Here is a 23,784-nt window from a genome sequence, read left to right as displayed (position 1 = left end):
GGATATTTTCCATCCTCCAAACATTTCAAAATCACCCTGTAAGTGGCGCTAATAAATTGATTATCAATCTTTTTTCCTGATTCAAGTACATAGCTTTTATCGTGTTTATTAACTGTGATATTATCTATTTTTATATTTTTATCATGATTCCTAACTTCATATGTTACAGATTTATCGTTATTATCAAGCAAAATCATTTCAAACATCATTAGCTATCACCACCTTTATAGACATACTTTTCTTTTGACAATTCGTTAGCCTCATAATATGTCATTTTAGGTTTAACGACCCTCCAATTTTGGAGGGTCGTATTTGCGAATATGCTTTGATAGAAGCCGTGGTTGTTTGCAAACGATTTGCTAATGATGAGAGAATGATATGATCACACATTGGAATATCATAAGACAAAGTGTTAAATCCGAAATACCAATTTTTCTTTGGCTCAACTTTTTTATCCGCTTCACCCAAAAAGTCAGCTAACAATGTTGGCTTTCCCGATGCGGGAATATGCTTTTCGAAGTGCCACTTAAACCGTGAAATATCTTTGGCTAAGTCATATAACTTATATCGGAAACACCGGTCGTGACACGCTCTATCAATCTCAGCAACATATTCGGGATGGTCATCAGGTACGCGATAAAACATTTCCAAATAGTCATTATCATCCAACATACCGCAAATGAATAAATTTTCATACGACTCAATATCCCATAAAATATGGCGGACTTGTTTGTCAGCATTTATTTGTTTATTGGTAGTTGTTTCTACCTTTTCAGCCGTTGCTGTCATGACCCCCTTTCTTGATATCATTAGATATATCATTATTCCGATACTATAACGTTTAAATTGTATTGCCATGGGACAGCAATACCATTAACTTTAAGATCCGCCAATAACTCAGGCAATGACCGGTCGTCTGGCTTATCACTCATTAAAAACTTTAATCGACGTGTCAATCCGTCATATGTTCGCTCTTCGGGTAAAATAATGGGATCAACTGTTCGCGGATCATCGCAATATTCTGTTGTAACACACTTTGTGGCCATATCGACATTTAATGTCAGAATAGGTTTATTGGAAATCGTAAACGTGACTCTCACAGTTCGTTCACCCCCTTTGTCAGACTCTCATCAGTTAAGCCATCAAATGACAGCTCAGGTGTCGTGGCTTCCCAAAAACCTTGCATTTGTTCGGATGCGAGTGATGCTTCAAATGCATCAATCTTAACAAGCGCAAATTTTTCACATGGCACATGAGCAGCTTTAATTTTCTCAGCTAAGTCATACAAGTCATTATCCAACCCTTGTTTGTCAATTAACAATGGCTGGAAACCTTGTTCTTTTGTTTAACGACCCTCCAATTTTGGAGGGTCGTATTTGTGAATACTATTTGCTACTTGTCGTCTTCGTTGTCTTTGTCATTCGTTTTTGCAGGTCTCAGTTCTTCCGGCAAATCTTCGTCCTTGAATTCTCTGCCAAACAGCCCGCTGAAAAATTCCTTTGCATTTTTCTTATACTCTTCTGAACGCTCAAGGGGTTTAAGATTCTTTACAGTTTCAAAATCAGCATCGTACCATCTTCTGTCAGAATACGGTTTCTTATTCATTTTCTACCACCTCTATAATCGGAACTAATTTATTATTAGAACGTTCCTCTAAGTAGTATTTTACAACTTTAAATGACGATTTCCTAGCAAATAAAATCTCTTTCTCTTTGTTTAACGACCCTCCAATTTTGGAGGGTCGTATTTGAAAAACATGTCTTTGACAAAAATGTTGAAAAATATATTAGCCCGCCTTATAATTTAGGCGTGGAGAAGGCTTTCTATAAAGTTATAGGTGAGCTAGAAAGGTTTGGTGTGAAATGCGAAAAGCTATGATTGAAGAAATGCTTGAAAAGGCAATGTGCTATGATGGCAAAGTAATAAAAGATACACTTCACCCGATTAGTGAGTTTCTTCCGAAGGGTGAACAACCTCTTACGTCTGAAGAAAATGAATATATTGATAAAAGATTGTTTGAAGAGTCAGAAAAAATGACAGAATGGCCAGAAGTAAATGTAGGTTAAGCATTCACATAAATAACGTGGGTGCTTTTTTTGATTTTGAAGAAGCAACGGTTACTGTTGAAAAATACGGATATACCTTACACCTTTTGTAATATTTACTCTAAAGAGCATGTTATATCTACGCTTGTTAATATTTTGAAAGAATATCCCGTAATTGAGTCGTGCGCTATGGGGAGTGGCTGATTATGAGTAATAATGACTATTTTTCAATTGCTTATAAAATTTTATCATATTTGAAATATTGTTATGAAAATGGTATTGACGTGGATGTAGATGTTCTCTCACCTGGTACACTCAATATTTCGAGCAGACAATTTTGCCAAACATTGTCAATGCTTTCAGATGATGGTCATATTAAAGGTGTACGGATAACAGCAACGACAAGCACCAGGATTGTAACTGGTATAAACAAATTGGAAATTACAAGTTCCGGGCTACAATATCTTAAGGAAAATTCGATGATGATTAAAGCATACAATATTTTCAAAGAAGCTGAGAACTGGCTTCCGCTTTTTAGTTTAACGACCCTCCAATTTTGGAGGGCCGTATTTGTATAGGACTTGGAGAGGTGCAAGCTGCATTATCAGAATACAGGATTTTAAATATATCTCCAGCAGCTGCCAGCTTGCGGGCGTACGACTACCTGCAAGAAGATGGTAATCGGGTAATCATGCTCCTCAATGAGGGTGTGAATGGAAGCCTGGAATTTAAAGTTCAGCTGGATGCAAATGGCGGCAAAACTTATATCTACGATGCCGTTTTAAACAAGCTGTACGCAGCCGATTTACACCATCTCAGCCTGGGCAGGGACAAAGTCTGGTTCTGGTCGTAAGTTCTAAGGAATATCCTGTTGCCGAAAAATTTGAAGCATCTAAAGAACTTCTCGAATTGACCGACTGGACCTTGAGTTTGGCCACAGCCAAGCAATATCCAAACTTCAGCCAAGAACAAAAGTTGGATAAGCTGGTTAACGTGAACAGACTGCCGGGACAAAGAGATTTTGGCGGCAACATGCGTTACCAGACCGCCTTTGACCTTGATGAGGTCCAAAAACTGAAGCTTGACTTGGAACAAGTCGGCGAAGTCGCTCAGGTTAAGGTTAATGGTCATGATTTGGGACAAAGGATCTGTGCTCCATACAGGTTTGACATTCCAGCTGTTGATTTGAAGCAGGGACCAAACGACCTTGAAGAATAACTTAGGACCGGCTGTGGCGGACGCTATGTCTCAATATATTGCTCTTAAGCAGGCAGGACTTTTGGGACCAGTAAAGATTTACAAGTAGAGTAAAAGAAAAATGCACGGTTTGGCCTAAAATCGTGCATTTTTTGCGCAAAAAACTCCGCTTCACAAAAGAGAAGCGGAGTTTTGATTTATTTTCTTTGTAACAGTTCCTCATAGTCGGATAATTCAGGCAGTGGCAGGGCAAAGCGTTTTTCGAGCCAAGCTAAGGCTAAGTCGGACCATTTAGCGGCATCGGCGAAGATTTGCGACTTAGATTGGGCAGCCGCCTGGGTTGCTAAGGACAAGCCGTGTGGGCCTTCTTCAAAGATGTGGAGTTCGACCGGGATGCCGTGGTCCAATAGGGCCTCAAAGAAGTGGGTAGACTGCTTAGGATCGACCAGCTTATCGCCGCGGGTAGTCCAGATAAATGTTGGCGGAGTATCGCTTGAAACATGGTCGACTGCGCTGGCTGCTGCAAGCTGTTCTTCACTAGGCTGTTCAACACCGATGTAGGCCACGTTGCTTGCCAACATGAAAGACTTGTCCATTGGGTTGGTCTGTTTCTTCAAATCTTCATACAGCAGGTGGTAGTCGGTGATAGGGTAGCCCAGGATGGCTGCAGCCGGCTTCAGGAGCTTTTGGTCTTCAGCTGAGAACAGATCGGTGATGACGGGTTCGTTCCAGCGGGTAGAGTACAGGGCTGCGTTGTGACCGCCGGCTGAAAAGCCTGAAACAGCTACTCTGTCTGGGTCCAAGTGCCATTTTTTGGCATGTTTCTTTACGTAAACCATGGCATGAGCCAAGTCACGAATTTGTCTTGGGAAGATCCGGTCTTCTTTTAATGGCAAAGGCTTACTTAGGTCAGGAAGGGCCATGCCGTTATCGTTGTAGATTGTGTAGCGCAGGACAAAGGTGTGGTAGCCGGCACTAGCGTATTTCATGGCGATTGGTTCTGCTTCTCTATCGGAACAAGAGAAGTAGCCGCCTCCAGGACAGATAATGATGCCGGGACGGGCCTTGCCCTTGAGCATTTCAGACGAGTCGTCTAAGACATAGGTCGTCAAAGTGACTAGTTTGTTATCTGGATATAGCTGAATTGTTTCGTGTAACATCAAAAAACCTTCTTTACAATAAAATTCATTTTATATTGTAAGCGCTTTCTAAATAAAGAGCAATGCTAAAAGTCGATATCGATGAAATTCTCTATGTTATATCTCTACCAAAATTGATAAATTACCGGAAAGCATGTTATTCATTTGTTGAGCATAAAAATCTATTTTTGACGAAAGTGGTATACGCATATGCATGATTTACTTTGATGGGCCTTTTTGATAAGATTCTAGGATAAAGATGATCTGAGATTATTTTTTGGATATGTATGGAAGTTGAGATATATTAAGCGGCTTTTCGGGAATTGCGATGCACCCGTATTGGTCATATTTTTTATAGTCTGTAATATCAAAACAATAAATTCCTTTAGAAGAAAATTCTATAGCATCAGATACTACAAGACTTTTATCGTGATGCACTAACAAATATTCTTTTGTAATCTTAGGTGCTTTATTGGTAAAGTAATCAAGAAGTTTATCGGTTTCTTCTTGGCTGCCGCATACGTATTCCGGCACATTACCAACTCCCGCTGAAGTACATGTCAAAGACATTCCCGTTAATATCAATCCCGAATCACACAATTTCTGTGTATGAAAGTTTAATTTGACTAATCCTCATGATTTCTTCTCCTGTTTATCCTTACCAAATAGTAGTCTGGTTTGCTTTTCGACTTTCCTTAGGTGTCATGTGGTATTGTTCAAAATACTTTTTATAGAAGAAAGACTTGTTGGAAATCCCTACCCGGTCGATGATGGTGCTGATAGGCAGGTCGCTTGATAATAAGAGGTTGTGGGCTTGCATGATGCGCTGCTGGTTTAAAGCCTCCGAGAAGGTCAAGCCGATTTCTTCTTTAAAGACGTTAGACAGGTAATTGCGGTTGTAAGCATAGCGGTCGGCCAAATCCTGCAGGGAGATGGTGGCATATTCGGCGGCGATGTCTTCTAAAAGCTCATAGGCCAGATCTTGCTTGGAATTTTCAGCTTGGGGGGCTTGAACCTGATAGTTTCTAATCAGCTGGGTGATAAGAATGTTTAGGTAAGACTTGATCACAATGTCCGAAAAATCTGCCTGGTTGTAGTATTCGGCAATGATTTCGTCGAGGATTTGGCGGATTTTCTGGTTGTGTTCAGTTCGAAAAATCAGGTAGTCCTGGGAGGCATCCCGGTCTAAGGACCGGTTTAACAAGAACTGGTACAAGATGTTATTGCTTCCCTTAAGGTTCTTCAAGAAATTCAAAGAGATGTTTTTATCCATAAAAGAGATATTGATCAAAATTCCGTCTTCTGCCAAGGTCCCCAAAGAGTGGCTGGTTCCTACGTCAAGCAGGATCAAATCCCCCTGGGTTAGGTGGATTTTTTTGCCGTTAATGTTTTCATCGATTTGCCCCTGCAACAGATAGTTGATTTCCAAGAAAGTGTGGGTGTGCATGGGGTAGGGGGCAAAACGGTTGTGGCGGCTGACGTAGATATCTTTATTCTGGAAAAAAGAGTCATTCAAGGTCTTTGGCTGCTTTTTCTTAACATAGGCTTCAGCCGGCATGTCTTCGATGAAGGTGCCGGTTTTTTTTTGCCTTTTTTCAATATCATTAAGCTCCAAAAGGTGGTGCATAAGTGCTTGTTCCATAAAAAAATTAAACCTTTCTCTATCTGTACATTTGATACTTTTTAAGTGGATATGTGTCATTGTAGCATATTGGGAAAACGAATACAATATATCGTGCAATAAGGAAAACGGATACAAAAGAAGGTGCAAAAATGAGTAAATACTACATTGCTGTTGACATCGGAGCATCAAGCGGCAGATTAATGCTTTCTCAAATTAAAAATAGAAAAATGGTACTCGAAGAAATTCACCGTTTCAAAAACGGCTTCAAAATGGAAGATGGTCACGACAGATGGGACATTGACCACTTGATTAGTGAAATCCTGGCCGGTTTGAAAAAGGTTAAGCAAAGAGGAATCGATAAAGTAACCTTGGGGATTGATACCTGGGCTGTCGATTACGTCTTAGTCGGAGAAGACGGCAAGAAGTTAAGCAACCCTATCTCATACCGGGATGCCCGGACAAAGGATGCGGTTGAAGAATTGACAGCTTCAATCTCTAAAGAAGAAATTTACAAGAAGACAGGGATTCAATTCCAAGACTTCAACACCTTGTACCAATTGTACAAGGAAGACAAGGACCTCTTGGACGAAGCAAAGTACATCATGCTGGTGCCTGACTACATCGGATATGTTCTGACAGGCAAGGCGGTCACTGAAGTAACCAATGCTTCAACCACTCAAATGCTGAACCTGCGTCATGGACTCTTTGACAACAAGCTCTTGGATGAAATCGGAGTTGCTTCCGAAAAGTTTCCTCCTTTGGTTGATGCCGGGACTTACCTGGGTCAAGTCAAGGAAGACTTGAAAGAAGCAAACGACCTGCCTGAGGTACGGGTAATCACAGTTGCGACACACGATACAGCTTCTGCGGTTGTCGGGGCACCGGGTAAGGGGCATGACTGGGCCTTCCTGTCATCAGGAACCTGGTCACTGCTTGGCGAGGAGCTTAGAATTCCTGAAAACGGCCACGAAGCTTATTTGGAAAACTACACTAACGAATGGGGCGCTTACGGGACTTACCGCTTCTTGAAGAACATCATGGGGATGTGGGTTGTCCAATGTATTCAAAGAGAATACGACGGCAAGTACTCCTTCCCGCAACTGGCTGAATTAGCCGGTCAGGTTAAGCCGTTTGAACAGTTCATCGACATCAACGATGACCGCTTCACCAACCCTGAAAGCATGATTAAGGAACTGCAGGCCTACTGCAAGGAACACGGCCAAAAGGTCCCTAAAACTCCAGGCGAGTTGGTCATGGCTGCCTATTCAAACCTGGCCTTATTCTATGCCAATCAGATTTCAAAGCTCGGTCAAATCCTAGACCAAAAGATTGAAACTTTAAACATCGTCGGCGGAGGTTCCAATGTTGCCTTACTGAACCAATTAACCGCTGACCTGGCTCAAATTAAGGTTGTCGCAGGTCCAGGCGAAGCTACCGCCATCGGCAACATCATGGTTTCCATGATTTCAAACGGCGATGTTAAAAATCTTAAAGAAGGTCGCCAATTGATTGCTGATTCCTTTGATTTAAAGGAATTTGAACCTAAAACTAATGAATATTCACAAGTCTTGAAAGACTATCAAGCATTCTTGGAAAAATAACGGAGGACTTAAACATGGTTAAAGAACAAGAAGTAAAAGACGCATACGAATTAGCCAAAGCACGCTACGCAGAACTTGGCGTTGACACAGAAGCTGCCTTGAAGGCAATGGAAGACTTCACCTTATCAGTTCACTGCTGGCAAGGAGACGACGTTCACGGTTTCTTAAACCCTGACGTTGACTTGGGTGATGGTTTGACAGTTTCTGGTAATTACCCTGGCCGTGCCCGCACACCGGACGAATTAACCGGCGACTTGCACGAAGCTTTGAGCCTTATCCCAGGTTCAAAGAAAAAGGTTGCTCTTCACTCAATCTACGCTGTGACTGACAAGAAGAAAGAATTGGACGAAGTTGGTCCAGAAGACTTCAAGTACTGGGTAGACTGGGCTAAAAAAGAAGGCGTTGGTCTTGACATGAATGGGACTTTCTTCTCCCACCCAATGGTTAAGAACTCCATGACTTTATCTTCACCTGAAAAAGAAGTCCGTGACTTCTGGATTCGTGTCGGCAAGCAATCACGCAAGATTGCCAACTACTTTGGCCAAGAATTGGGTCAACAATCAGTCAACAACTTCTGGATTCCAGACGGCTTCAAGGACAACCCAATCGACAAATTAGCTCCACGCAAGCGCTTGATGGAAGCCTTGGATGAAATCAATGAAGAACAATTTCCAGAAGAAAATACCATCGAAACTTACGAAGGTAAGTTATTCGGGACAGGTATCGAAGCTTACACTACCGGTTCTCACGAATTCTACGCAAACTACGCCTTGACCCGCAACAAGTTATGGACAATTGACTCCGGCCACTTCCACCCAACAGAAGATGTTTCAGACAAGTTCTCATCATTCTTACTGTTCGGCAAGGGGCTGCAACTCCACGTTTCTCGTCCAGTTCGTTGGGACTCAGATCATGTAGTTATCTTGGATGACACTTTGGTTCGCATCGCCCGCACACTTGTCCGTGAAGACTTATTAAAGAAGACTAACGTTGGTATCGACTTCTTCGATGCAACTATCAACCGCATTGCAGCTTGGGTCATCGGTGCCCGCGCTACGCAAAAGGCCTTCTTGCAAGCATACCTAGCACCAATCGCCGAATTGAAGAAGGACGAAGAAAACTACGATTTCACAACCCGTTTGGCAGAAACAGAAGAACTTAAGAGCTATCCATTCGGTGCTGTTTGGGATGAATTCTGCCGCAGAAACAATGTGCCTGTTGGGTTGGACTGGTTGGCAGAAGTTCGCCAATACGAAAAAGACGTTTTATCCAAGCGTGCTTAATAAAAAAGAATTTACAATTAAAAAAATAAAGACAGATATAATTTTCGGAGGAATCATAAAATGACTAAATTTATCGACTCAGACTACGTACAACAATTGCGTGATATCACTTTCCGTTCATACGATGCCGGTTGGGATGAACGTAACGGTGGTAACGTAAGTATTCGTTTGACTGAAGAAGATTTGAAGGACTTTGAAGACGTTAAGAAAACTAAGCGTGAATTCGACCTTGGCTTTGACGCTAAAGAAGTTGCAGGCCAATACTTCCTGGTTACAGGTTCCGGCCGCTACTTCCGTAATGTTACTTCCCGCCCAACCAAGGATGCAGGTTTAATCCGCATCTCAGACGATGGTCAAAAGGCAGAACTACGCTGGGGCTTTGAAGACGGTGCCCGTCCTACTTCAGAATTGCCAACCCACTTGATGGCTCACATCGCCCGCTTAAAGGTTAACCCTAACCACCGTGTGGTTATGCACTGCCATCCAACAAACTTCATTGCACTTTCATTTACTCAAGATTTGGACGAACGTCACATTTCCCGTCTCTTATGGAAGATGCAGGCTGAATCATTGGTAGTATTTCCAGAAGGTATTGGTATCATCCCTTACATGACACCAGGTACTAACGAAATCGGTGAAGCAACTGCTAAGAAGATGTCAGAATATAAGGTTGTTATGTGGCCTCACCACGGTATCTTCGCTGTCGGTGACAATCCAGATGAAACATTCGGTTTGATTGAAACAGTTGAAAAAGCTGCTACAATCTACAGTCAAATTGGTGCTCAAGGCGGGCAAATTAAGCAAGCTATCACTGACGAACAGCTCCACGAATTGGCAGATGCCTTCGGTGTTGTCGGCAACCCTAAGTTCTTAGACTAAGAGCTGACTAAAGAATAATAGTAAGAAATTCCCCGGTCATGCGTGGCTGGGAAATTTTTTTGCTATACAAATAAGGTTTGAATTTATGTCAGGATTGTTGCTGCAGCATTTTTTGCAATTGCAGTCTTGATTTACGGCCCATCATCGAAAAAAGCAGCAAACTAAAAAGCCCCAAAGATTTGGTCTTTTAGGGGCTTTTTACATGTAGAAAATATTTTTTTAGATATTAGTCAGCAGCTAAAGCATCAATTGGATTCAAGGATGCAGCGTGACGGGCTGGGAGCCAGGCAGCTAACAAGGAAATAACTACGGCGATGACAAAGACTGATACGATATTGTCAAATGAAATCTGGATGAAAGCGTATGATGCGATGGTTGACAAGGCAGCATTGACACCGGCTTGTGCAACAAAGGCAATGATAGTTGAGACTACGGCGGAGATTAACCCTATAATCAATGATTCGGAGATGAACATCCGGCGAATGTCGGTCTTGCTTTCACCCAAGGCACGCAAAATCCCGATTTCCTTGGTCCTGTCGGCAACAGACATGTACATGGTTACGATAATCATCAAGGCAGAAACTAACAGTGAGATAGCAGCGATACCTGAGAGAATATTGGTAATTAAGTCAATGTAAGTTTGCACAGTTGAAATCATGGATGAGACAGAGGTTGCGTTGAACATCTGGTCGCCATCTTTCTTAATATTTTCAATCTTCTTGGTAACATCGTTTGTGTTGTCCATGCTGTCAACTTTAACAGCTAAGGCTGAAGAAACAGGCTTAACAGCATTGTCCTTCATCGCCTTGACTAAAGTCTTGGTGTTAATATATGATGCGCCTGATTGGCCCGAAGCAATCCCAGAAACCTTGGCTTTAAACTTAACCGTAACCTGCTTGCCATTCTTGCCGGTAGTAGTGTAGGACAGGTTAACAGTCTTGCCGATTAAAGAGCTGGTTTTTTGACCTTTTTTCTTCAGGTACTTGGCAATAGTATTCTTGTCTAAGACAACTTCGCCGACATCAGGCTTAGTCCCGTTTTTGATAGAACCGTTGGAGTTTGAGGAAGTCCAGTTGGATAAAGTGGTTGCCACAGCAGACTTGTTATTGTACTCAACAGTAACAGATGATGCAGAGTAGAGCTTTTGCACAGAGTCAACGTGCTTTAAATTTTTAATCTTGTTAACTTCGGACTTGCTGAAATCTTTGGTAGCACTCCCGGACATCATGGACATCATGGCCTGCTGACGGGCAGCATTGCTAGAAGTCCCAGTAGTACCGGTTGAAGTGCCCGTTGATGAGGTCGAGGCTCCACCTGAAGTTGAACCGGTACTTGAAGAAGTCTTGATGTAGCGGGTAACTAAGATGGCATTAGGATTGACCATGTCGGTAATCTGCTTATTAACATAACCGTTAACCCCGGTGCCTAAACCGCTAAATAAGATAACCGCGAATAGCCCAATGGCAGTCCCAGCGATAATCAGGGAGTTTCGACCCAGGTGGTACTTGAAGTGCTTGAAAGCCGACTTCATGCTGGTTGCAAATGACAAGGCCTTTGAGGTTAAACGGTGGCTGGCATTATCTACCGGGTAGGCCGGACGAAGGCGTTCATCGCCGTCAATTTGACCTTCTGCCAAATGGACAATCCGAGTACTTGCATCGGCTACGTGCTGGGAGTGGGTCACTGCGATAACCAGCCGGCCTTCAGCGGCAATTTCGTCTAACATCTTCAAAACGTCTTCGGTGTTTTCCGCATCCAAAGCCCCGGTAGGTTCGTCGGCAATGATTACCTTAGGGTCACTGGCAAGTGCCCGAGCAATGGCGACTCGCTGCTTTTGACCCCCGGACAGCTGGTTAGGATACTTCTTGGCATGTTCTGCCAAGCCGACTCTTTTTAAAAGGCCCATGGCCCGATTGTCACGTTCCTTGGCAGTCAAAGTGGTCATATCTAAAGACAGCTTGACGTTTTCCAAAACATTCAGGTGGTTGATTAGGTTGTAGGATTGGTAGATGTAGCCGATTTCATCGCGGCGATACTGGTCCATCTTCTTTTCCTGGCTATGGTCCAGCTTTTGGCCGTTGACGATAACTTCACCTTCAAAGGCCCGGTCTAACCCGCCAATGATGTTCATCAAAGTTGACTTTCCGCCCCCTGATTCACCCAAAATAGAAACAAATTCGCCTAATTCGAAGTCTAAACTTATGCCTTTTAAAACGGGAAATTCTTCTTTGCCCAGATAATAGGACTTTTTGATATTTTTCAGCTCTAAGTAAGCCATATTTAATCACATTCCTTTATAAAAACTTAAACATTAAAATCAATTGTTTAATTTATGTGCTTTATTTTACACAGTAAAAATTATTTGTCAATAAAAATTAAATAAATAAATGAAATATTTAACTTTGGCGTGATATACTACTAGCATAGAAAAGAGTAAGGAGGTTATTAAATGAATCGTGAGGCCAAAAAAGCGAAAAATAAGCAGAAAATTATCGATGCTGCCCTCAGTTTAATGACCAAAAATGGCTTTTTAGCAACGAATGTAAGACAAATCAGTCAAGAATCAAAGATTTCTTATGTGACGATGTATAAGTATTTTGGCAACAAAGATGAATTGATTGAATTAGTAATTAAAAAAATTATTGATCATCATACAATTGAAGTACTCGATTACTTGCAAAAACCGGAAATGACTTTTGTCAAACGGTTAGAGGCTTTGCCAAAGCAAATCCATTTGAATGAAAGAATGCCTGAACCGGTCATTAAAGAATTTGTCGAGATTTTGCGGCAAAATAAATCTTTGTTGGATTATGCCAAAGTTAAAGCTGATATTATTTTGAAATTAATCATTAAAGAAGGACGCAAATCAGGGTTTATTACGACCCCTGCTAGTGATGAAGCGATTATGGTTTTGCTTCAAGCAATCTATATTCATGAACAAAGTAATCCTAAGCAAATGGATAAAATAATGCCGGATGTTGGTCAAATCATTATGCACGGTTTAACTTCTGATCAAAATTTTACCGGCGTTAATTGGCACCGGTAGATTTTTAAGGGTTAAAAATAGACGTCAACCGTGAATCATGGTAAGCTAAGAAGAGAATATATGAAGAGGTGTTAACATGACAGAGAGAACTTTAGTCTTAATTAAGCCAGACGGATATTTAAACCATCACATTGGGCATATCATTACACGGATTGAAGAAAAAGGTTTCAAGTTAGTTGATATGAAGATGGTTCAAGCAACCGATGACATGTTAAAAGAACACTACAACCAACTAGTTGGCAAGCCATATTTTCCAGGTATTGTGTCATACATGGAAAGTGCCCCAATTGTAGCCATGGTCGTTGAAGGCTTGGGTGTGGTTGATGAAATGCACCGTATGGCCGGTGATACTTATCCAACCAAAGCAGCTTTTGGTACTATTCGCGGAGATTATGCGATTAAAACGGAAGGTGCGATTCAAAATGTCGTGCATACATCAGATAGCGTTGAAAGTGCTGAACGCGAAATTGCAATTTGGTTTTAAGTAAGCGGTGTAGTGGTAAACTGCACCGTTTTTTAGTTATATTAGGAGCTGAGTTAATAAGTAAAGTTGTTATTTTAACCGGCAGTCCGCATAATCCAGGGATGTCCAAACAATTGGCAGATGCTTTTGAAAAGGGAGCTTTAGAAGCTGAAAATGAAGTTTACCGCTATGATGCCGGTTTGCAAGGCAAAACGCAGCCATTTTATCTGCAAATGGAAAAAGGCAGCGGAACGGAAGTTGGCATTCAAGATGATGATTTGATTGAAAAAGAAGTTATACCTAAACTGTTGGAAGCAGATGTTGTCGTTTTAGTTTCATCAATGTATTATTTTGGAATCAATGCGCAATTGAAGACGGTGATTGACCGCTTTTACAACTATAATCATGAGTTAAAAGATAAACATTCAGTTGTTTTGATTACGGGGTATGGCAGTCAAGATGATTTGGCTGCTATCAAATTGCAAATGCAAAAATTGCAGGATTATATGCGGTGGCCTAGTTTAGGCGATGTTTACGCCGATGATTCTTGGAATGAAGCTAAGTTGGCCGGTTTTACCAAGGAAGCATATCTAATTGGAAAGAAAAGCTAAAATTTTAGCTAACGGGGAAAAAACAGTGTGGTAATAAAAAGGCTTTGACTCACGGTCAAAGCCTTATTTTTTGAGCTTGATGAACAACTTGGCAGGAAGTTCGTAGCCAAAAGCAATTCCTAAAGTCATAGCTAAACACACTTTAAGGACGGAAATTCCATTGGTGAAAGCTTGATTAAAGTCGTTGCTGACAAAATTATGGGCTACGTTATAGATACCAATTCCTGGGACAATGCAAAAGATTCCGCAAACTAAAAAAATAGTTACCGGCCCTTTGAGATTGTAGGCGGCGAAGCGGGATAAAACAATCAAGACAAAAGAAGAAATTAAGGAAGCGGCAAAAAGACTATGCATAGCCGCCATTATCAAAAGATAAACGCCCCAGCCTATAGTACCGATTAAACCGCAAGCAACGTAATATTTACTGGGGGTTTTAAAAATAATAGCAAAAGAGAAAGTTCCTAAAAAGGCAGCTGCCAATTGTAAAAAAATCGCAAACATTATTCCACCTCTATAATAAATCGAATGTCCACAGCGCTAAGCCAACACCAAAGGCAATACACAAAGAAATCACTAAAGCGTCGGTGACTTGAGCCAAACCAGAAGGGTAGTCTTCGTTAAAGAGGTAGCGGATGCCGTTGACAATGGAGATTCCCGGTACAAGAGCAATAATGCCGCCGATCACGAGACTGCTGAGCTTTAGCCAAGGAAAGAAGCCATGAATGATTTGAGCTAAAATGCTTACCAAAAAACTGGCTGAAATATTTAATGAAATCTTGGAGAGCTTTAACTTGGGTGTTAAAATAAGCAAATAAAAAGCCATAAAAAGGCCTAAAAAAAGCGCGGCAAAACTTTCGGGCAAGGTACCGTTAAAGATGATACAAAAACTAGCGCTGCCAAGGCAATAGGCCAAAAACTGCCGCTTTAACTGTGGTTGATAATCCTGTTTAATTTGGTTGAATTGCCGGCTGAAAGCAGCAATCGAGATTTTCTTAGCTGTTAATTTGCGGGAAAAATCATTGATAGCATCGATTTTATCCAGCTGGACAGTGGCCAAAGGAACTTCTTTATTTTTAGCTAAGACGTCTCCGTTATGTTTGCGGCAGGTCATAAAGATGCCGTTAATCATAATAAAACAGGAAAATTCTTGCAGTTCAAAGCTTTCTGCTAAATAAGCGACGGTTGTTTCGACGCGTCCCAATTCAGCTCCGTCTTTTAAGAGTTCTTCACCTACTTGGTAAAGCAGTTCGAAACGTTGATCTTCATTCATATAAAATTCACCTACAAAGTAATCTTGCTTAAAGTATAGCTTAAAAAAAGCCTTGCGCCAAGTTTGACGCAAGACTTTGATTAGTTAAAATTCAATATCTTGAGATGTTCTATTAATGAAGCTAAGAGCCATATTTTATTTTCAAAATATGCATAATCCCAACTAAACCGCTTAAAAACAGAAAAGATGAAGCAGATTACACGAGTTAACGAGACTTTCGTTTTATAAAAAGAAAACCAAAAGCGAACGATGCAGGAATGTTTCAGTCTTTGGGTGGTTTGCTTTTGATTTTAGATTAAGGCTGATAAGGCGGTTTCCAGGCGCTTGAGAGCCGCATTCTTTTCTTTGGGCTGCAGCAAGATGTCACGGATAGTTTGGTGGCAAAGAGAGGTCACCGCCCACATCTTAGGCGAAGCCTGGATGGGCAGGGGCTTTTCTTCTAAAAATGCAGCGTTATACAAAGTGTGCATTTTAACCAAATCGCGGTAGGGGCTCTTGGCGGCATTTTCGAGGAAGTCTTTGACACTATTGACATAAAGCCCGACAGTTTCTTTACTGAGCGGGGCACGTACCGAAAGGCCGGCATGGATTTCTTTTAAAGACCCTTGATACAGGCAGGTATAAGCATCTGTCAAGTCAGCAAAGTATTTGTAAAAGGCCCCGCGGGAAATGTGAGCTTCTTTGATAATTCTGGCCACTTGGGATTGGGTCAGCGGATACTGGCTGAATTCATGCAGGAGCGCGCTTAGGATACGTTCCTTTTTTTCTGAAGGCAGTTTTTCAAAAGTAGTGCTTGGCATAAAATCCCCCTTTACTGCAGATAATTCTTAGGGTAATTTTACCAAAAAAATCAGGCTAAATGCAAAAGACCATCATCCAGGTGATAAATCTTGTCGGCAAAGTCATTGAGACGGATGTCATGGGTGACGACAATTATTGTCTTTTGGTATTGATGAGCCAGGTCTTGCAGAAGGCCGCCGACTTCTTTGACCCTTTTTGCATCTAGAGAAGCTGTCGGCTCATCGGCTAAAATAATATCGGGATTGGCGTAAAGGGAGCGGGCAATCGCTGCCCGCTGTTTTTGTCCGCCGGAGAGGGTATCGGGATATTTATTAAGAATTGGCCCGATATCCAGTTTTTGGATGACTTGGTTAAACTCTTCTCGCGGCATATTGGCAGTCTTTTTAACCCGGTCAACCAGGTCAAACTGCTGCTTAACAGTCAGGTATGGCACTAAATTGTAGGCTTGAAGGATAAAGCCGATTTTATTGAGACGCAGTTCTTCTTTTTTCTTGTTTGAGAGTTTGGTCAGGTCTTCATTTCCGATGAAAACACTGCCGGAATCGGGTGTCTGCAAGCCGCCGGCAATAGTTAAAAAAGTACTCTTCCCGGAACCGGATGGACCTAAAATCAAGACCATCTCACCCGGGTCGGCGGAAAAGCTGAGGTCTTTTAAAACGTGGACCCGTGAAATATCTTGACCAAAGTATTTGTTAATGTTTCTTAAAGTAATATTTTCCATAATTTTAGCCTCCAATCACTGAAACCGGGTCGACTTTTGCGATCATCCGGACGGGGATCAGTGCTCCGATAATGGCCATGATTATCATGGCTGCACTGACGGCGGCCGTTAAGCCTAAGTTAAAGGTCATAGGGACATCTGCCGGCATAGCCAAAGCAGTGATTGCAACTAAAATCAGCGCTGCAATCAGACCGAAAATCATCAAAATCAGTGATTGAGCCAAAGTCGCTCTGATTAAAAAGCCGCTTGGAACGCCTTGGGCCCGTAAGACGGCGTAGTTAGGGAGTTTTTGCAGGGTGATGATGTACAAGAAGACCGCAACAATAACCAGGGAAATAATCATTAGAAAGCCAATCATAAACGAGAAGGTCATATTTTGGGATGAGTAGCCGGGAAGTTTATTGATGATTTCCTTAAGGGTATAAGCCTTGGTATTTTTAACGGAGGTCGTAAAATCAGCTTTCTTTGAGAAAATCCCGCTTCCGCCGAAGTTTGTTCCGATTTCGCGAAGGTTTTGCCAAGTTGAGATTGAGCCGTAGACGATAGGTGCGATGTTCAGCTTGGCATCATGGGTGAAACCGATAATTTTGTATTTTTTGCTGCTGTCATTTAAGCTGACCTTTTGGCCGAGTTTGTAGTCTTTGTTTTGGAAGGAATCATCCATGACAATTTCTGAGCTGGTTTTTGCTTTACGGCCGGAAGTGATTTGCAATTCTTTGGCAATGAATTGGCTCTTATTTAGGCCGACAAAAGTTGCAGAAATTTTTGAGGCACCCTTGTCTTTAGTCACAACAGAAGTTTCGGCAACAACTGCTGTGTCAGAATCCTTGGTTAATTTTTTAACCTGGTCAGCAGTCAGCAGAGATTGGCGCAGGTTGGCGTCGGAACTTTTTTCTAAGACTCCGGTTTTGACATTCCAACCGGTGATTGCAGCGGTATTCTCGTTGGCCAGTCCTAAAGTCAGGCTGGTCAGGATAAATATCAGGTATGATAAGAGGGCCAGCATGATGATTATCATGATATAACGTAATTTTTCTTGTTTAAGTTCGTTAAAAGCAAGAAACATAATTTTCATTTCCTTTCGAGTGACACTGTGTCACTTTTTGATTGGTTATATTTTACCGCTGCGGTGACACGGTGTCAATGTAAAACTAAAATTATAGGTTAAGACCTCTATGTTTGGGTGACAGGTCCAATGATTGCCAAATCAATTTTTTCCTCCCAATAAACGACCTTAAATCTTTGTAAGTTTTGTATTTTGTTGGCAATGAGTACAAAACCACAAGATATCACGAAATTAATAAAAATTACACATAAATTATATATATGTATAGTCAAGATATTTTTCTAACTTAAACTTTCCACTGGTCTGCATGAAACAAGTTTTTGGTGCTTTTCTCTGACATCAAAGACAGGGCGCAAAGCCTTAAAACGACCAACGGCTGTTATTTTAATATGCAAAAAAAGACCCGACTTTCATAAAAAAAGTCAGGTCTTTATTTTTACAGGTTTTTATCCATCTTAAAGGTCAGCTTGGACATCATGATTGAATCCTTGAATAATTCGCCCCAAAGTTTGTCGGTATCTGCCTTGGTGTGGGCGACGGTTTCCTGGTTAGCCTTGGTTAAGAATTTTGTCAATTTTTTACCGGTTTTATTTTGCGCTTGCTTAATAATTTTTGCTACCCGGCTGCGGTAGTAGCGGTTGAGCTCTTCTAAGTATTTGACGTCTTTTTGAACGAATTGGCTGTAGTGGCTTTCAACCAAAGCCGCAAATGATTTGTAGAACCACCAGGCATCGTTTGCGTTGTATTCGAAGCTGGTGTTATTGTAGGATGGGTCTGTATCATTGATATTGGTAAAGAATGGTACAAAAGGCGTAAAGGTTGGCCCACCAATGCAAAGCCACATTACTCCGGCCAGGTCAGCTTCCACATCGTCGCGGATTTGCAGGATGTGGGCGTTTTGCGTCCTGTTCAAGCCGATAGGACGGTAGCGGTATTTTTCAGATTCGCTGCCAAGTTTGCCCAAAGGATCGTAGACAGTGTCTTGGTAGTGAGAACCAAGGACAGCTTCGATTTCTTCGCGGCTGATCTTGTGGGTGGCCTTTCTGATGAAAGGAATATCGGGGTCCTGCGGGTCGCAATCAAAGCTTGGGTCAAAACGCTTGTGGGCGTACCAGCGTCTAGGGGTGTTGTAGTGGCGATCTTGTTCGCTATAAGTTCCAAAAATGTGGCGGACGTTCCATTGGTCGAAGTCGGGGTTTAACTTGTATTTTTCGACAAATTCCCGGATGCCTTCACTCCACATGAAATATTCGTTGTCGTTAAAGTCGACTGCTTGGATAGAAACCCGGTTGGGCGCAACAGCCACACAGTCATCGGGAATCCGTTGGGCAACCCAGTGGTGGCCGGTTACGATTTCCATGTACCAGATTTCATCTTTGTCAGAAAAGAGGACGGAATTGCCGGCAGGAGAACCATATTTTTTGATTAATTTGCCTAAAAAGCGGACCGCGTGCCGGGCAGAGTCCACGTAGGGCAAGACAACGTTTACAATGCAGTCTTCATCTAAACCATCTTCAACCAAAGGATCAAAGGCTAAAACACATTCGTTACTGTAGGTCGATTCGGTGGCAGACATGGCGACATTTTTTTCGTTGATGCCGCTTTCTTCATAGTAGCCTTTTTCCTTGTAATTAACGTTAGGAACAGCAGTATAGCGGTAGGCATCTTCGGGCAAATCCATTTCAAAACCATTGAGCCAGGACTTGATATGACGTCCTTTTTGTCCGTGAACGGCTTCATTTACAACGAACTTTTGCGGCTCAAGGGGAGAAAAGGTATCGTCATTGCGGGCAATCATGGTAAAGCCTTCCATGGCAGCCTTTTTCCCGACCATAATTGAGGTACATGCATCATCTTTCATTTAAACAACTTCTTTCGTAAATAATACTTCCTAATTATACCACCTTAGTAAACAGAGCGCTGCTGCTTTCTAAAGCTTATCTTATGCAAAAAAAGGCATCAAATTATTTACCCGTTTCAGGGAAACATATGCGGAAATTAAACCGCGGCATCCGAGGATTTTTGATTGTCATAATGGTATACTTAAATAAAATCGGCAAAGATTCATCTCTGAATAAGATAAAGAAGGGGTGGTTTAAGATGAAGAAATTGATTGTAGGTGGCACGGCCTTGACGCATCGATTAGTGAAAAATGATGCTTTAGCTCAATTATAAGCGTGGACGTTATGGGCACAATTTTTGATTATGTTTTAACGAACCAAAAGACTTTTGCTGAAGAAGCGTTAACAGCTTTAGACTCCCTTATTTTGGCACAGGCTGCTTATTTTGATTATAGTCAGGCCAAGGCAATTAACTGTTTTAAAGATTTGAGCGATGCTAAAATGATAACTAAGATGACCAGCCATATCTTAGGTGGCGAAGACAACCAGCGTTTGCTACAGTTATTGTGTCAAAGTCGGCGGTTTCAAAATATTACCTGGCAAAATTTTCAGCGTAAATTAGATCCGGCTGAAGAAATGCAATTTGGTGCAGTCACATTTAAATTGACACCTGATACTTATTACATTGCTTACCGGGGAACTAATGCGACAGTTACCGGTTGGAAAGAAAGCCTCAGTTTATCTTATAAACGGGTAATTCCGTCGCAAAAGGCGGCTTTACATTACTTTAAGCATATTGTTGCCAATAATTCGGGACACTATTATTTAGGCGGACATTCTAAAGGGGGTAACCTGGCGATTTACAGTGCTTTAGCAGCACCTGTGTCATTTCAAAGCTTATTGATTAGGTGTGATAATTTTGATGGGCCGGGTTTTTTGAGCCTTTCAAAACAACAAAGACAGAGCGCTAAATATTTACAAAAGATTATCCACAAATATATCCCCGAAGATAGCCTTTTTGGTACGATGCTAGACAGTAGCGATGATTATGTCGTCGTTAAAAGCAGTAGTCTAGGACCCTTGCAGCACAATATGTTTACTTGGCAGATTAATGACGGGTACTTTGTAACAGCTAATAGTCCAACTCCCTTTGCCAAGATTAACCGGCAAGCAATTCAAAGATGGGTCGATGAAACGACACCGGAAGAGAAGGCTTTTTTCTTAAATACCTTATATCAACTAGCTGAAGGGTCTGACAGTCCTTATTTGCGCGATTTGTTTTCGCAAAAAGGGATAAAATCTTTGGTGATGGGACTTTTGCAAAGTAAAAAGAGTTCACGTGATATTTGGCTGAAACTTACTTTAGAATTAATCCGCAATTATCGCGAGGCGATTGATCGACAAATTCGTGAATTAAACTAAAAAAGGCAGCTTTGCAGGCTGCTTTTTTTATTTATCAAGATAATTTAATGACATAATCTAAACGAGGATAAACAGCGGCTGTATAGACCAAAATTTCTGCTTTTGGCTTTTTGACATCGAAAATGCAGATTACCGGGATTTGGGCTTGATGTGCAGCTAAGATCCCAGCTTGACTATCTTCTAAGATTAAAAGTTCTTCTTTTTTGAGTTTTGCTTTATTTTGAGCCTCTAAAAAGATATCAGGTGCTGGTTTGCCTGAAGCAACTTCCGTACCAAAATTATAGGTATCAAATAAATTCCAAATATTATCTGCTTCAAGCAAAGATTGAGCTTTTTGGGATGGCTTGAAGTAGCTAAATGAATGGTTAAGTGGTGTGCCTTAGCATAATTTAAGAGTTCTAAAGCACCTGGACGCAAGGGGATGCCGTTTTTAGCAACTATTTTGTAAAGCTCTAAATTGAGCAATACCTGTTGGCAGATCCAGGTCTAAAGTAAAAGTTTTATTGAGATAATTGATATTTTCATCAATACGGTGGTCATTCAAATGATTAGCATAGTCAACTTTAGAAATATGTTTAGCCTTTGGTGCCAGCATTTGGTTGAAAGCTTGATATGATATTGGTTCACTATCAATCAATAAACCATCCATATCAAAAATAAGTCCTTTAAGCATGATTTTCGGTTAAATTCCTCCTGTTGGTTGATTTTAGTTTTGTGGGTATTTTTCAAAGTTAATAAAAAAGCAGCTTAAAATAATCCCCGCTAAAAAATAATATGGTTGAACGGTCGCATTGGGTTATACATTAAAATTTATTGATGCTATCTAAAGCGATAATCCTGTCAGCTTTTTTTGCTTCCGCATGGTTATGGGTCACCATAATTACGGTTTTTCCGTATTTGAGCTGCATTTGTCTGATTTGGTCAAAGGCATCCTGGGCATGCAGCGGATCCAATGCACCGGTGGGTTCGTCTGCTAAAATCACCTTGCAGGGTTTGAGGATTGCCCGGGCTAGTGAAACCCGCTGCTGTTCACCGCCGGATAAGGTATTAACAAGGTCATCTGACAAATGGCTGATATCCAAATCGGTTAGCACCTGCTTGATTTTTTCAAGCTTTTGTTTTTGGCTTTTTTTAACAAATTTCATACCCAAAAGCAGGTTTTCTTTGACGGTCATGTCTGATATTAAGGCAAAAGACTGAAAAAGATAATTTATGGTACTTCTTCTCAATAGTGTTGCTTTACGGCTGTTAATTTTGTGAAGCGGCTGGTTAAATAATTCAATTTGACCGGCACTTGGTTCTTCAATTATGCCTAAAATATTGAGCAAGGTTGACTTCCCCGAATCGGACGGCCCGATAATAGCGACAAACTCTCCTTCCTTAATAGTAAAGTCAAGTCCGTTGAGAATGGTTCTTGTTCCATAGCTTTTAGTCAGGTTTCTAACTGTTATTGCATTCATTTTACCCCTCATTAGTTGTTTTTTTGCTTGCAAATCCCCAGAAAATAAGCATCTGAAGGACAAAGCTGATAGAAATTAAGCAAATTCCGATTTTGCTTTTGACAAAGAGGACAATGGCCATTTCCAAAGCGCAGCTTGTTAAAATTATGATAAACGGCAAACGGTAAAGTTGCGGTTTTGAGAATCATAAAAATCTTTTGACTGCGATGCGCTCTTGATTTGCCAGCTGATAAATTGAGAATATGACCAGCAGCATGAAAACAAGGACAATTAAAAACAGCGCTATAACGGTTGAAAAGAGGGTGACCGTTTTCCAAAGCGATTTTTGCAAACCGTCAATGTAGCCTTGAACACTGGCAAAATCCATGGCGTTATCGCTAAGACTGTGTGCTGCCAAGCGGTCGAAAGTAAGGGCCTTCTTTTTTGCTGTTTTATTTTCAAAGCGTAGACTGCCGTCGAATCCGACTGCCAGCAGATTGCCGATATCAATGTAATTCATATTGGCAGCCGTACTTAAGCAGATGATGGGATTTTTAGTTCGCACTGCATATTTGGAATTATCGTTCCAGGTGAAAAAAGATCTGTTTGGATGGTAAGAAACGAAGCGAAATTTCCGTTTTTTTTTTACAAAGGGTGTTTGGACATCTCCTTTTGTAATACCATCTGTTGCTTCTTCTTTCAGATAGGCTAAAGTATCCTTAGAATACAGTGAATCAGGGACAAAATAGGCCCTGGTGCCTGCATTGGCTTGACTTAAAATTTTTTTGAAACCTTGAAATGAATTTTTTTCAAATAATTGGCAGAAAACTTCATTTCCCAAAAAGGCTGGTTTGGAAGATTCTTATAAGTTCCACTGGCCCGCATATCTTGAAGCCAATTTTTGCTGTTGAAGGAAGATGAAATCAAGTAGACCCCGGATTTATTTCGACATCTTTATACAGGTCGTAAATGTCTTGATTATAAAACGGGCGCAAACCTCTGATTTTAATCAGGGGTCAAGCCCGCCAAACTGTCTTATCTATTTTTACCATAATAGCCTTTAAGTTGCCTTCTCATAGCTTCTGTATACTGCGATTCAATATATTTTTCTACAACGTCTTTACTCATATCACCTAAAGTCCCCATATAATAACTAGGCGACCACAAATGTCCACCCCACAATAATTTTTTAGTTTCAGGATATTGTTTAAACCATATTCTAGCTGACGCTCCTTTAAGATTTTTAACAATATTAGATGGAGCGTATTTAGGCTTAAAAGAAATTAACATGTGTACGTGGTCTGGCATAACCTCTAGCTGACTAACAGTTACTTCT

General features: G+C 41.2%; 29 protein-coding genes and 1 pseudogene. 12 read left to right on the top strand and 18 right to left on the bottom strand.

Annotation, left to right across the window (positions count from 1 at the left end; translation table 11 throughout):
* The 4 genes from BMX26_RS09120 to BMX26_RS09100 form a co-directional block, all read right to left on the bottom strand.
* Nucleotides 1-209, bottom strand: a 209-nt coding sequence (locus BMX26_RS09120) for a hypothetical protein (RefSeq protein WP_075531106.1), incomplete at its 3' end; no start/stop codon positions are given.
* A gap of 61 nt (nucleotides 210-270) precedes the next feature.
* Nucleotides 271-789: a hypothetical protein gene (locus tag BMX26_RS09115; protein WP_075531105.1), complete on the bottom strand. Its 519-nt coding sequence runs from the start codon at nucleotides 787-789 to the stop codon at nucleotides 271-273.
* 307 nt (nucleotides 790-1,096) lie between these two features.
* Complete coding sequence (locus tag BMX26_RS09105; RefSeq protein ID WP_075531103.1) at nucleotides 1,097-1,321, bottom strand: hypothetical protein; 225 nt, start codon at nucleotides 1,319-1,321, stop codon at nucleotides 1,097-1,099.
* Between the two features lie 71 nt (nucleotides 1,322-1,392).
* Nucleotides 1,393-1,605, bottom strand: coding sequence for a hypothetical protein (locus BMX26_RS09100; RefSeq protein ID WP_075531102.1), 213 nt, complete (start codon nucleotides 1,603-1,605; stop codon nucleotides 1,393-1,395).
* Nucleotides 1,606-1,874: 269 nt separating this feature from the next.
* On the opposite strand from BMX26_RS09100, the gene BMX26_RS09095 reads away from it, so the two are divergent.
* The 4 genes from BMX26_RS09095 (at nucleotide 1,875) to BMX26_RS09080 (ending at nucleotide 3,263) form a co-directional block, all read left to right on the top strand.
* Nucleotides 1,875-2,066, top strand: a complete 192-nt coding sequence (locus BMX26_RS09095; RefSeq protein ID WP_022280854.1) for a hypothetical protein — start codon at nucleotides 1,875-1,877, stop codon at nucleotides 2,064-2,066.
* A gap of 185 nt (nucleotides 2,067-2,251) precedes the next feature.
* Nucleotides 2,252-2,623, top strand: coding sequence for a YjcQ family protein (locus BMX26_RS09090; protein WP_075531100.1), 372 nt, complete (start codon nucleotides 2,252-2,254; stop codon nucleotides 2,621-2,623).
* 11 nt (nucleotides 2,624-2,634) lie between these two features.
* Nucleotides 2,635-2,898 (top strand): hypothetical protein, encoded by a 264-nt coding sequence (locus BMX26_RS09085; RefSeq protein ID WP_075531099.1) that lies wholly within the window; start codon nucleotides 2,635-2,637, stop codon nucleotides 2,896-2,898.
* Between the two features lie 56 nt (nucleotides 2,899-2,954).
* Nucleotides 2,955-3,263: a hypothetical protein gene (locus BMX26_RS09080; RefSeq protein WP_075531098.1), complete on the top strand. Its 309-nt coding sequence runs from the start codon at nucleotides 2,955-2,957 to the stop codon at nucleotides 3,261-3,263.
* A 176-nt stretch (nucleotides 3,264-3,439) separates the two neighbouring features.
* Here the strand turns inward: BMX26_RS09080 and BMX26_RS09075 are convergent, their stop codons facing one another.
* The 3 genes from BMX26_RS09075 to BMX26_RS09065 all read right to left on the bottom strand — a co-directional run bounded on the left by BMX26_RS09075 (nucleotide 3,440) and on the right by BMX26_RS09065 (nucleotide 6,023).
* Nucleotides 3,440-4,402: an alpha/beta hydrolase gene (locus tag BMX26_RS09075; RefSeq protein ID WP_075531097.1), complete on the bottom strand. Its 963-nt coding sequence runs from the start codon at nucleotides 4,400-4,402 to the stop codon at nucleotides 3,440-3,442.
* Between the two features lie 249 nt (nucleotides 4,403-4,651).
* On the bottom strand, nucleotides 4,652-4,915 hold the full coding sequence (locus tag BMX26_RS09070) for a hypothetical protein (RefSeq protein ID WP_075531096.1): 264 nt from the start codon (nucleotides 4,913-4,915) through the stop codon (nucleotides 4,652-4,654).
* 124 nt (nucleotides 4,916-5,039) lie between these two features.
* Nucleotides 5,040-6,023 (bottom strand): AraC family transcriptional regulator, encoded by a 984-nt coding sequence (locus BMX26_RS09065; RefSeq protein ID WP_075531095.1) that lies wholly within the window; start codon nucleotides 6,021-6,023, stop codon nucleotides 5,040-5,042.
* Between the two features lie 131 nt (nucleotides 6,024-6,154).
* Here BMX26_RS09065 and rhaB point away from each other — a divergent pair, with 131 nt between their 5' ends.
* Genes rhaB through rhaD form a run of 3 tightly spaced genes read left to right on the top strand, consistent with a single transcriptional unit; the run spans nucleotide 6,155 to nucleotide 9,768 of the window.
* Nucleotides 6,155-7,606, top strand: a complete 1,452-nt coding sequence (gene rhaB, locus BMX26_RS09060) for a rhamnulokinase (RefSeq protein ID WP_075531094.1) — start codon at nucleotides 6,155-6,157, stop codon at nucleotides 7,604-7,606.
* Between the two features lie 14 nt (nucleotides 7,607-7,620).
* The gene (locus BMX26_RS09055; protein WP_075531093.1) at nucleotides 7,621-8,889 is read left to right on the top strand and encodes an L-rhamnose isomerase; all 1,269 of its coding nucleotides are present in this window, start codon (nucleotides 7,621-7,623) and stop codon (nucleotides 8,887-8,889) included.
* A gap of 60 nt (nucleotides 8,890-8,949) precedes the next feature.
* Nucleotides 8,950-9,768, top strand: a complete 819-nt coding sequence (gene rhaD / locus BMX26_RS09050) for a rhamnulose-1-phosphate aldolase (RefSeq protein ID WP_075531092.1) — start codon at nucleotides 8,950-8,952, stop codon at nucleotides 9,766-9,768.
* 226 nt (nucleotides 9,769-9,994) lie between these two features.
* Here rhaD and BMX26_RS09045 read toward each other — a convergent pair whose 3' ends face one another.
* Complete coding sequence (locus tag BMX26_RS09045; RefSeq protein ID WP_075531091.1) at nucleotides 9,995-12,046, bottom strand: ABC transporter ATP-binding protein/permease; 2,052 nt, start codon at nucleotides 12,044-12,046, stop codon at nucleotides 9,995-9,997.
* Nucleotides 12,047-12,217: 171 nt separating this feature from the next.
* Between BMX26_RS09045 and BMX26_RS09040 the strand changes: the two genes are divergently transcribed.
* From BMX26_RS09040 to BMX26_RS09030, 3 genes are all read left to right on the top strand, one after another.
* Nucleotides 12,218-12,814, top strand: a complete 597-nt coding sequence (locus BMX26_RS09040) for a TetR/AcrR family transcriptional regulator (protein WP_075531090.1) — start codon at nucleotides 12,218-12,220, stop codon at nucleotides 12,812-12,814.
* Nucleotides 12,815-12,890: 76 nt separating this feature from the next.
* Complete coding sequence (ndk, locus tag BMX26_RS09035; protein ID WP_075531089.1) at nucleotides 12,891-13,298, top strand: nucleoside-diphosphate kinase; 408 nt, start codon at nucleotides 12,891-12,893, stop codon at nucleotides 13,296-13,298.
* A 56-nt stretch (nucleotides 13,299-13,354) separates the two neighbouring features.
* Complete coding sequence (locus tag BMX26_RS09030; protein ID WP_075531108.1) at nucleotides 13,355-13,888, top strand: flavodoxin family protein; 534 nt, start codon at nucleotides 13,355-13,357, stop codon at nucleotides 13,886-13,888.
* 63 nt (nucleotides 13,889-13,951) lie between these two features.
* On the opposite strand, the gene BMX26_RS09025 is transcribed toward BMX26_RS09030, so the two are convergent.
* The 6 genes from BMX26_RS09025 to BMX26_RS09000 form a co-directional block, all read right to left on the bottom strand.
* Nucleotides 13,952-14,389 carry a threonine/serine exporter family protein gene (locus BMX26_RS09025; protein ID WP_075531088.1) on the bottom strand — a complete coding sequence of 146 codons (438 nt, stop codon included), beginning with the start codon at nucleotides 14,387-14,389 and terminating at the stop codon, nucleotides 13,952-13,954.
* Between the two features lie 10 nt (nucleotides 14,390-14,399).
* Nucleotides 14,400-15,158: a threonine/serine ThrE exporter family protein gene (locus tag BMX26_RS09020; protein WP_075531107.1), complete on the bottom strand. Its 759-nt coding sequence runs from the start codon at nucleotides 15,156-15,158 to the stop codon at nucleotides 14,400-14,402.
* A gap of 290 nt (nucleotides 15,159-15,448) precedes the next feature.
* Nucleotides 15,449-15,958 carry a TetR/AcrR family transcriptional regulator gene (locus BMX26_RS09015; protein ID WP_075531087.1) on the bottom strand — a complete coding sequence of 170 codons (510 nt, stop codon included), beginning with the start codon at nucleotides 15,956-15,958 and terminating at the stop codon, nucleotides 15,449-15,451.
* Nucleotides 15,959-16,008: 50 nt separating this feature from the next.
* The gene (locus tag BMX26_RS09010; protein ID WP_075531086.1) at nucleotides 16,009-16,680 is read right to left on the bottom strand and encodes an ABC transporter ATP-binding protein; all 672 of its coding nucleotides are present in this window, start codon (nucleotides 16,678-16,680) and stop codon (nucleotides 16,009-16,011) included.
* Nucleotides 16,681-16,684: 4 nt separating this feature from the next.
* Nucleotides 16,685-17,746, bottom strand: a complete 1,062-nt coding sequence (locus BMX26_RS09005; protein WP_075531085.1) for an ABC transporter permease — start codon at nucleotides 17,744-17,746, stop codon at nucleotides 16,685-16,687.
* A 436-nt stretch (nucleotides 17,747-18,182) separates the two neighbouring features.
* The gene (locus tag BMX26_RS09000; protein ID WP_075531084.1) at nucleotides 18,183-19,607 is read right to left on the bottom strand and encodes a C69 family dipeptidase; all 1,425 of its coding nucleotides are present in this window, start codon (nucleotides 19,605-19,607) and stop codon (nucleotides 18,183-18,185) included.
* A 128-nt stretch (nucleotides 19,608-19,735) separates the two neighbouring features.
* On the opposite strand from BMX26_RS09000, the gene BMX26_RS08995 reads away from it, so the two are divergent.
* Nucleotides 19,736-19,921, top strand: coding sequence for a hypothetical protein (locus BMX26_RS08995; protein WP_143454898.1), 186 nt, complete (start codon nucleotides 19,736-19,738; stop codon nucleotides 19,919-19,921).
* A gap of 11 nt (nucleotides 19,922-19,932) precedes the next feature.
* Nucleotides 19,933-21,009, top strand: coding sequence for an Mbeg1-like protein (locus BMX26_RS08990; RefSeq protein ID WP_075531082.1), 1,077 nt, complete (start codon nucleotides 19,933-19,935; stop codon nucleotides 21,007-21,009).
* A 34-nt stretch (nucleotides 21,010-21,043) separates the two neighbouring features.
* On the opposite strand, the pseudogene BMX26_RS09835 reads toward BMX26_RS08990, so the two are convergent.
* The 4 genes and pseudogenes from BMX26_RS09835 to tnpA all read right to left on the bottom strand — a co-directional run.
* Nucleotides 21,044-21,658 (bottom strand): annotated as a pseudogene (locus tag BMX26_RS09835) (HAD family hydrolase).
* Nucleotides 21,659-21,812: 154 nt separating this feature from the next.
* On the bottom strand, nucleotides 21,813-22,469 hold the full coding sequence (locus tag BMX26_RS08975; RefSeq protein ID WP_075531079.1) for an ABC transporter ATP-binding protein: 657 nt from the start codon (nucleotides 22,467-22,469) through the stop codon (nucleotides 21,813-21,815).
* 184 nt (nucleotides 22,470-22,653) lie between these two features.
* Complete coding sequence (locus BMX26_RS08970) at nucleotides 22,654-23,289, bottom strand: hypothetical protein (protein ID WP_075531078.1); 636 nt, start codon at nucleotides 23,287-23,289, stop codon at nucleotides 22,654-22,656.
* Nucleotides 23,290-23,483: 194 nt separating this feature from the next.
* On the bottom strand, nucleotides 23,484-23,784 hold a 301-nt coding region (gene tnpA / locus BMX26_RS08965), incomplete at its 5' end, for an IS200/IS605 family transposase (RefSeq protein WP_075531077.1).

The organism is Ligilactobacillus sp. WC1T17 (assembly GCA_900110005.1).
In the GTDB taxonomy this organism is placed as follows: Bacteria; Bacillota; Bacilli; order Lactobacillales; family Lactobacillaceae; genus Ligilactobacillus; species Ligilactobacillus ruminis_A.
The sequence above is the reverse complement of the archived record's forward strand: the minus strand, read 5'-3'. Positions and strand labels throughout refer to the sequence as shown.

Excerpts from the sequence above, each read along its gene's own strand:
- BMX26_RS09115 (WP_075531105.1), bottom strand. The coding sequence starts at position 789 with ATGACAGCAACGGCTGAAAAGGTAGAAACAACTACCAATAAACAAATA.
- BMX26_RS09100 (WP_075531102.1), bottom strand. The coding sequence starts at position 1,605 with ATGAATAAGAAACCGTATTCTGACAGAAGATGGTACGATGCTGATTTT.
- BMX26_RS09095 (WP_022280854.1), top strand. The coding sequence starts at position 1,875 with ATGATTGAAGAAATGCTTGAAAAGGCAATGTGCTATGATGGCAAAGTA.
- BMX26_RS09090 (WP_075531100.1), top strand. The coding sequence starts at position 2,252 with ATGAGTAATAATGACTATTTTTCAATTGCTTATAAAATTTTATCATAT.
- BMX26_RS09075 (WP_075531097.1), bottom strand. The coding sequence starts at position 4,402 with ATGTTACACGAAACAATTCAGCTATATCCAGATAACAAACTAGTCACT.
- BMX26_RS09065 (WP_075531095.1), bottom strand. The coding sequence starts at position 6,023 with ATGGAACAAGCACTTATGCACCACCTTTTGGAGCTTAATGATATTGAA.
- rhaB (WP_075531094.1), top strand. The coding sequence starts at position 6,155 with ATGAGTAAATACTACATTGCTGTTGACATCGGAGCATCAAGCGGCAGA.
- BMX26_RS09055 (WP_075531093.1), top strand. The coding sequence starts at position 7,621 with ATGGTTAAAGAACAAGAAGTAAAAGACGCATACGAATTAGCCAAAGCA.
- rhaD (WP_075531092.1), top strand. The coding sequence starts at position 8,950 with ATGACTAAATTTATCGACTCAGACTACGTACAACAATTGCGTGATATC.
- BMX26_RS09045 (WP_075531091.1), bottom strand. The coding sequence starts at position 12,046 with ATGGCTTACTTAGAGCTGAAAAATATCAAAAAGTCCTATTATCTGGGC.
- BMX26_RS09040 (WP_075531090.1), top strand. The coding sequence starts at position 12,218 with ATGAATCGTGAGGCCAAAAAAGCGAAAAATAAGCAGAAAATTATCGAT.
- ndk (WP_075531089.1), top strand. The coding sequence starts at position 12,891 with ATGACAGAGAGAACTTTAGTCTTAATTAAGCCAGACGGATATTTAAAC.
- BMX26_RS09025 (WP_075531088.1), bottom strand. The coding sequence starts at position 14,389 with ATGTTTGCGATTTTTTTACAATTGGCAGCTGCCTTTTTAGGAACTTTC.
- BMX26_RS09020 (WP_075531107.1), bottom strand. The coding sequence starts at position 15,158 with ATGAATGAAGATCAACGTTTCGAACTGCTTTACCAAGTAGGTGAAGAA.
- BMX26_RS09015 (WP_075531087.1), bottom strand. The coding sequence starts at position 15,958 with ATGCCAAGCACTACTTTTGAAAAACTGCCTTCAGAAAAAAAGGAACGT.
- BMX26_RS09010 (WP_075531086.1), bottom strand. The coding sequence starts at position 16,680 with ATGGAAAATATTACTTTAAGAAACATTAACAAATACTTTGGTCAAGAT.
- BMX26_RS09005 (WP_075531085.1), bottom strand. The coding sequence starts at position 17,746 with ATGTTTCTTGCTTTTAACGAACTTAAACAAGAAAAATTACGTTATATC.
- BMX26_RS09000 (WP_075531084.1), bottom strand. The coding sequence starts at position 19,607 with ATGAAAGATGATGCATGTACCTCAATTATGGTCGGGAAAAAGGCTGCC.
- BMX26_RS08995 (WP_143454898.1), top strand. The coding sequence starts at position 19,736 with ATGCGGAAATTAAACCGCGGCATCCGAGGATTTTTGATTGTCATAATG.
- BMX26_RS08990 (WP_075531082.1), top strand. The coding sequence starts at position 19,933 with ATGGGCACAATTTTTGATTATGTTTTAACGAACCAAAAGACTTTTGCT.
- BMX26_RS08975 (WP_075531079.1), bottom strand. The coding sequence starts at position 22,469 with ATGAATGCAATAACAGTTAGAAACCTGACTAAAAGCTATGGAACAAGA.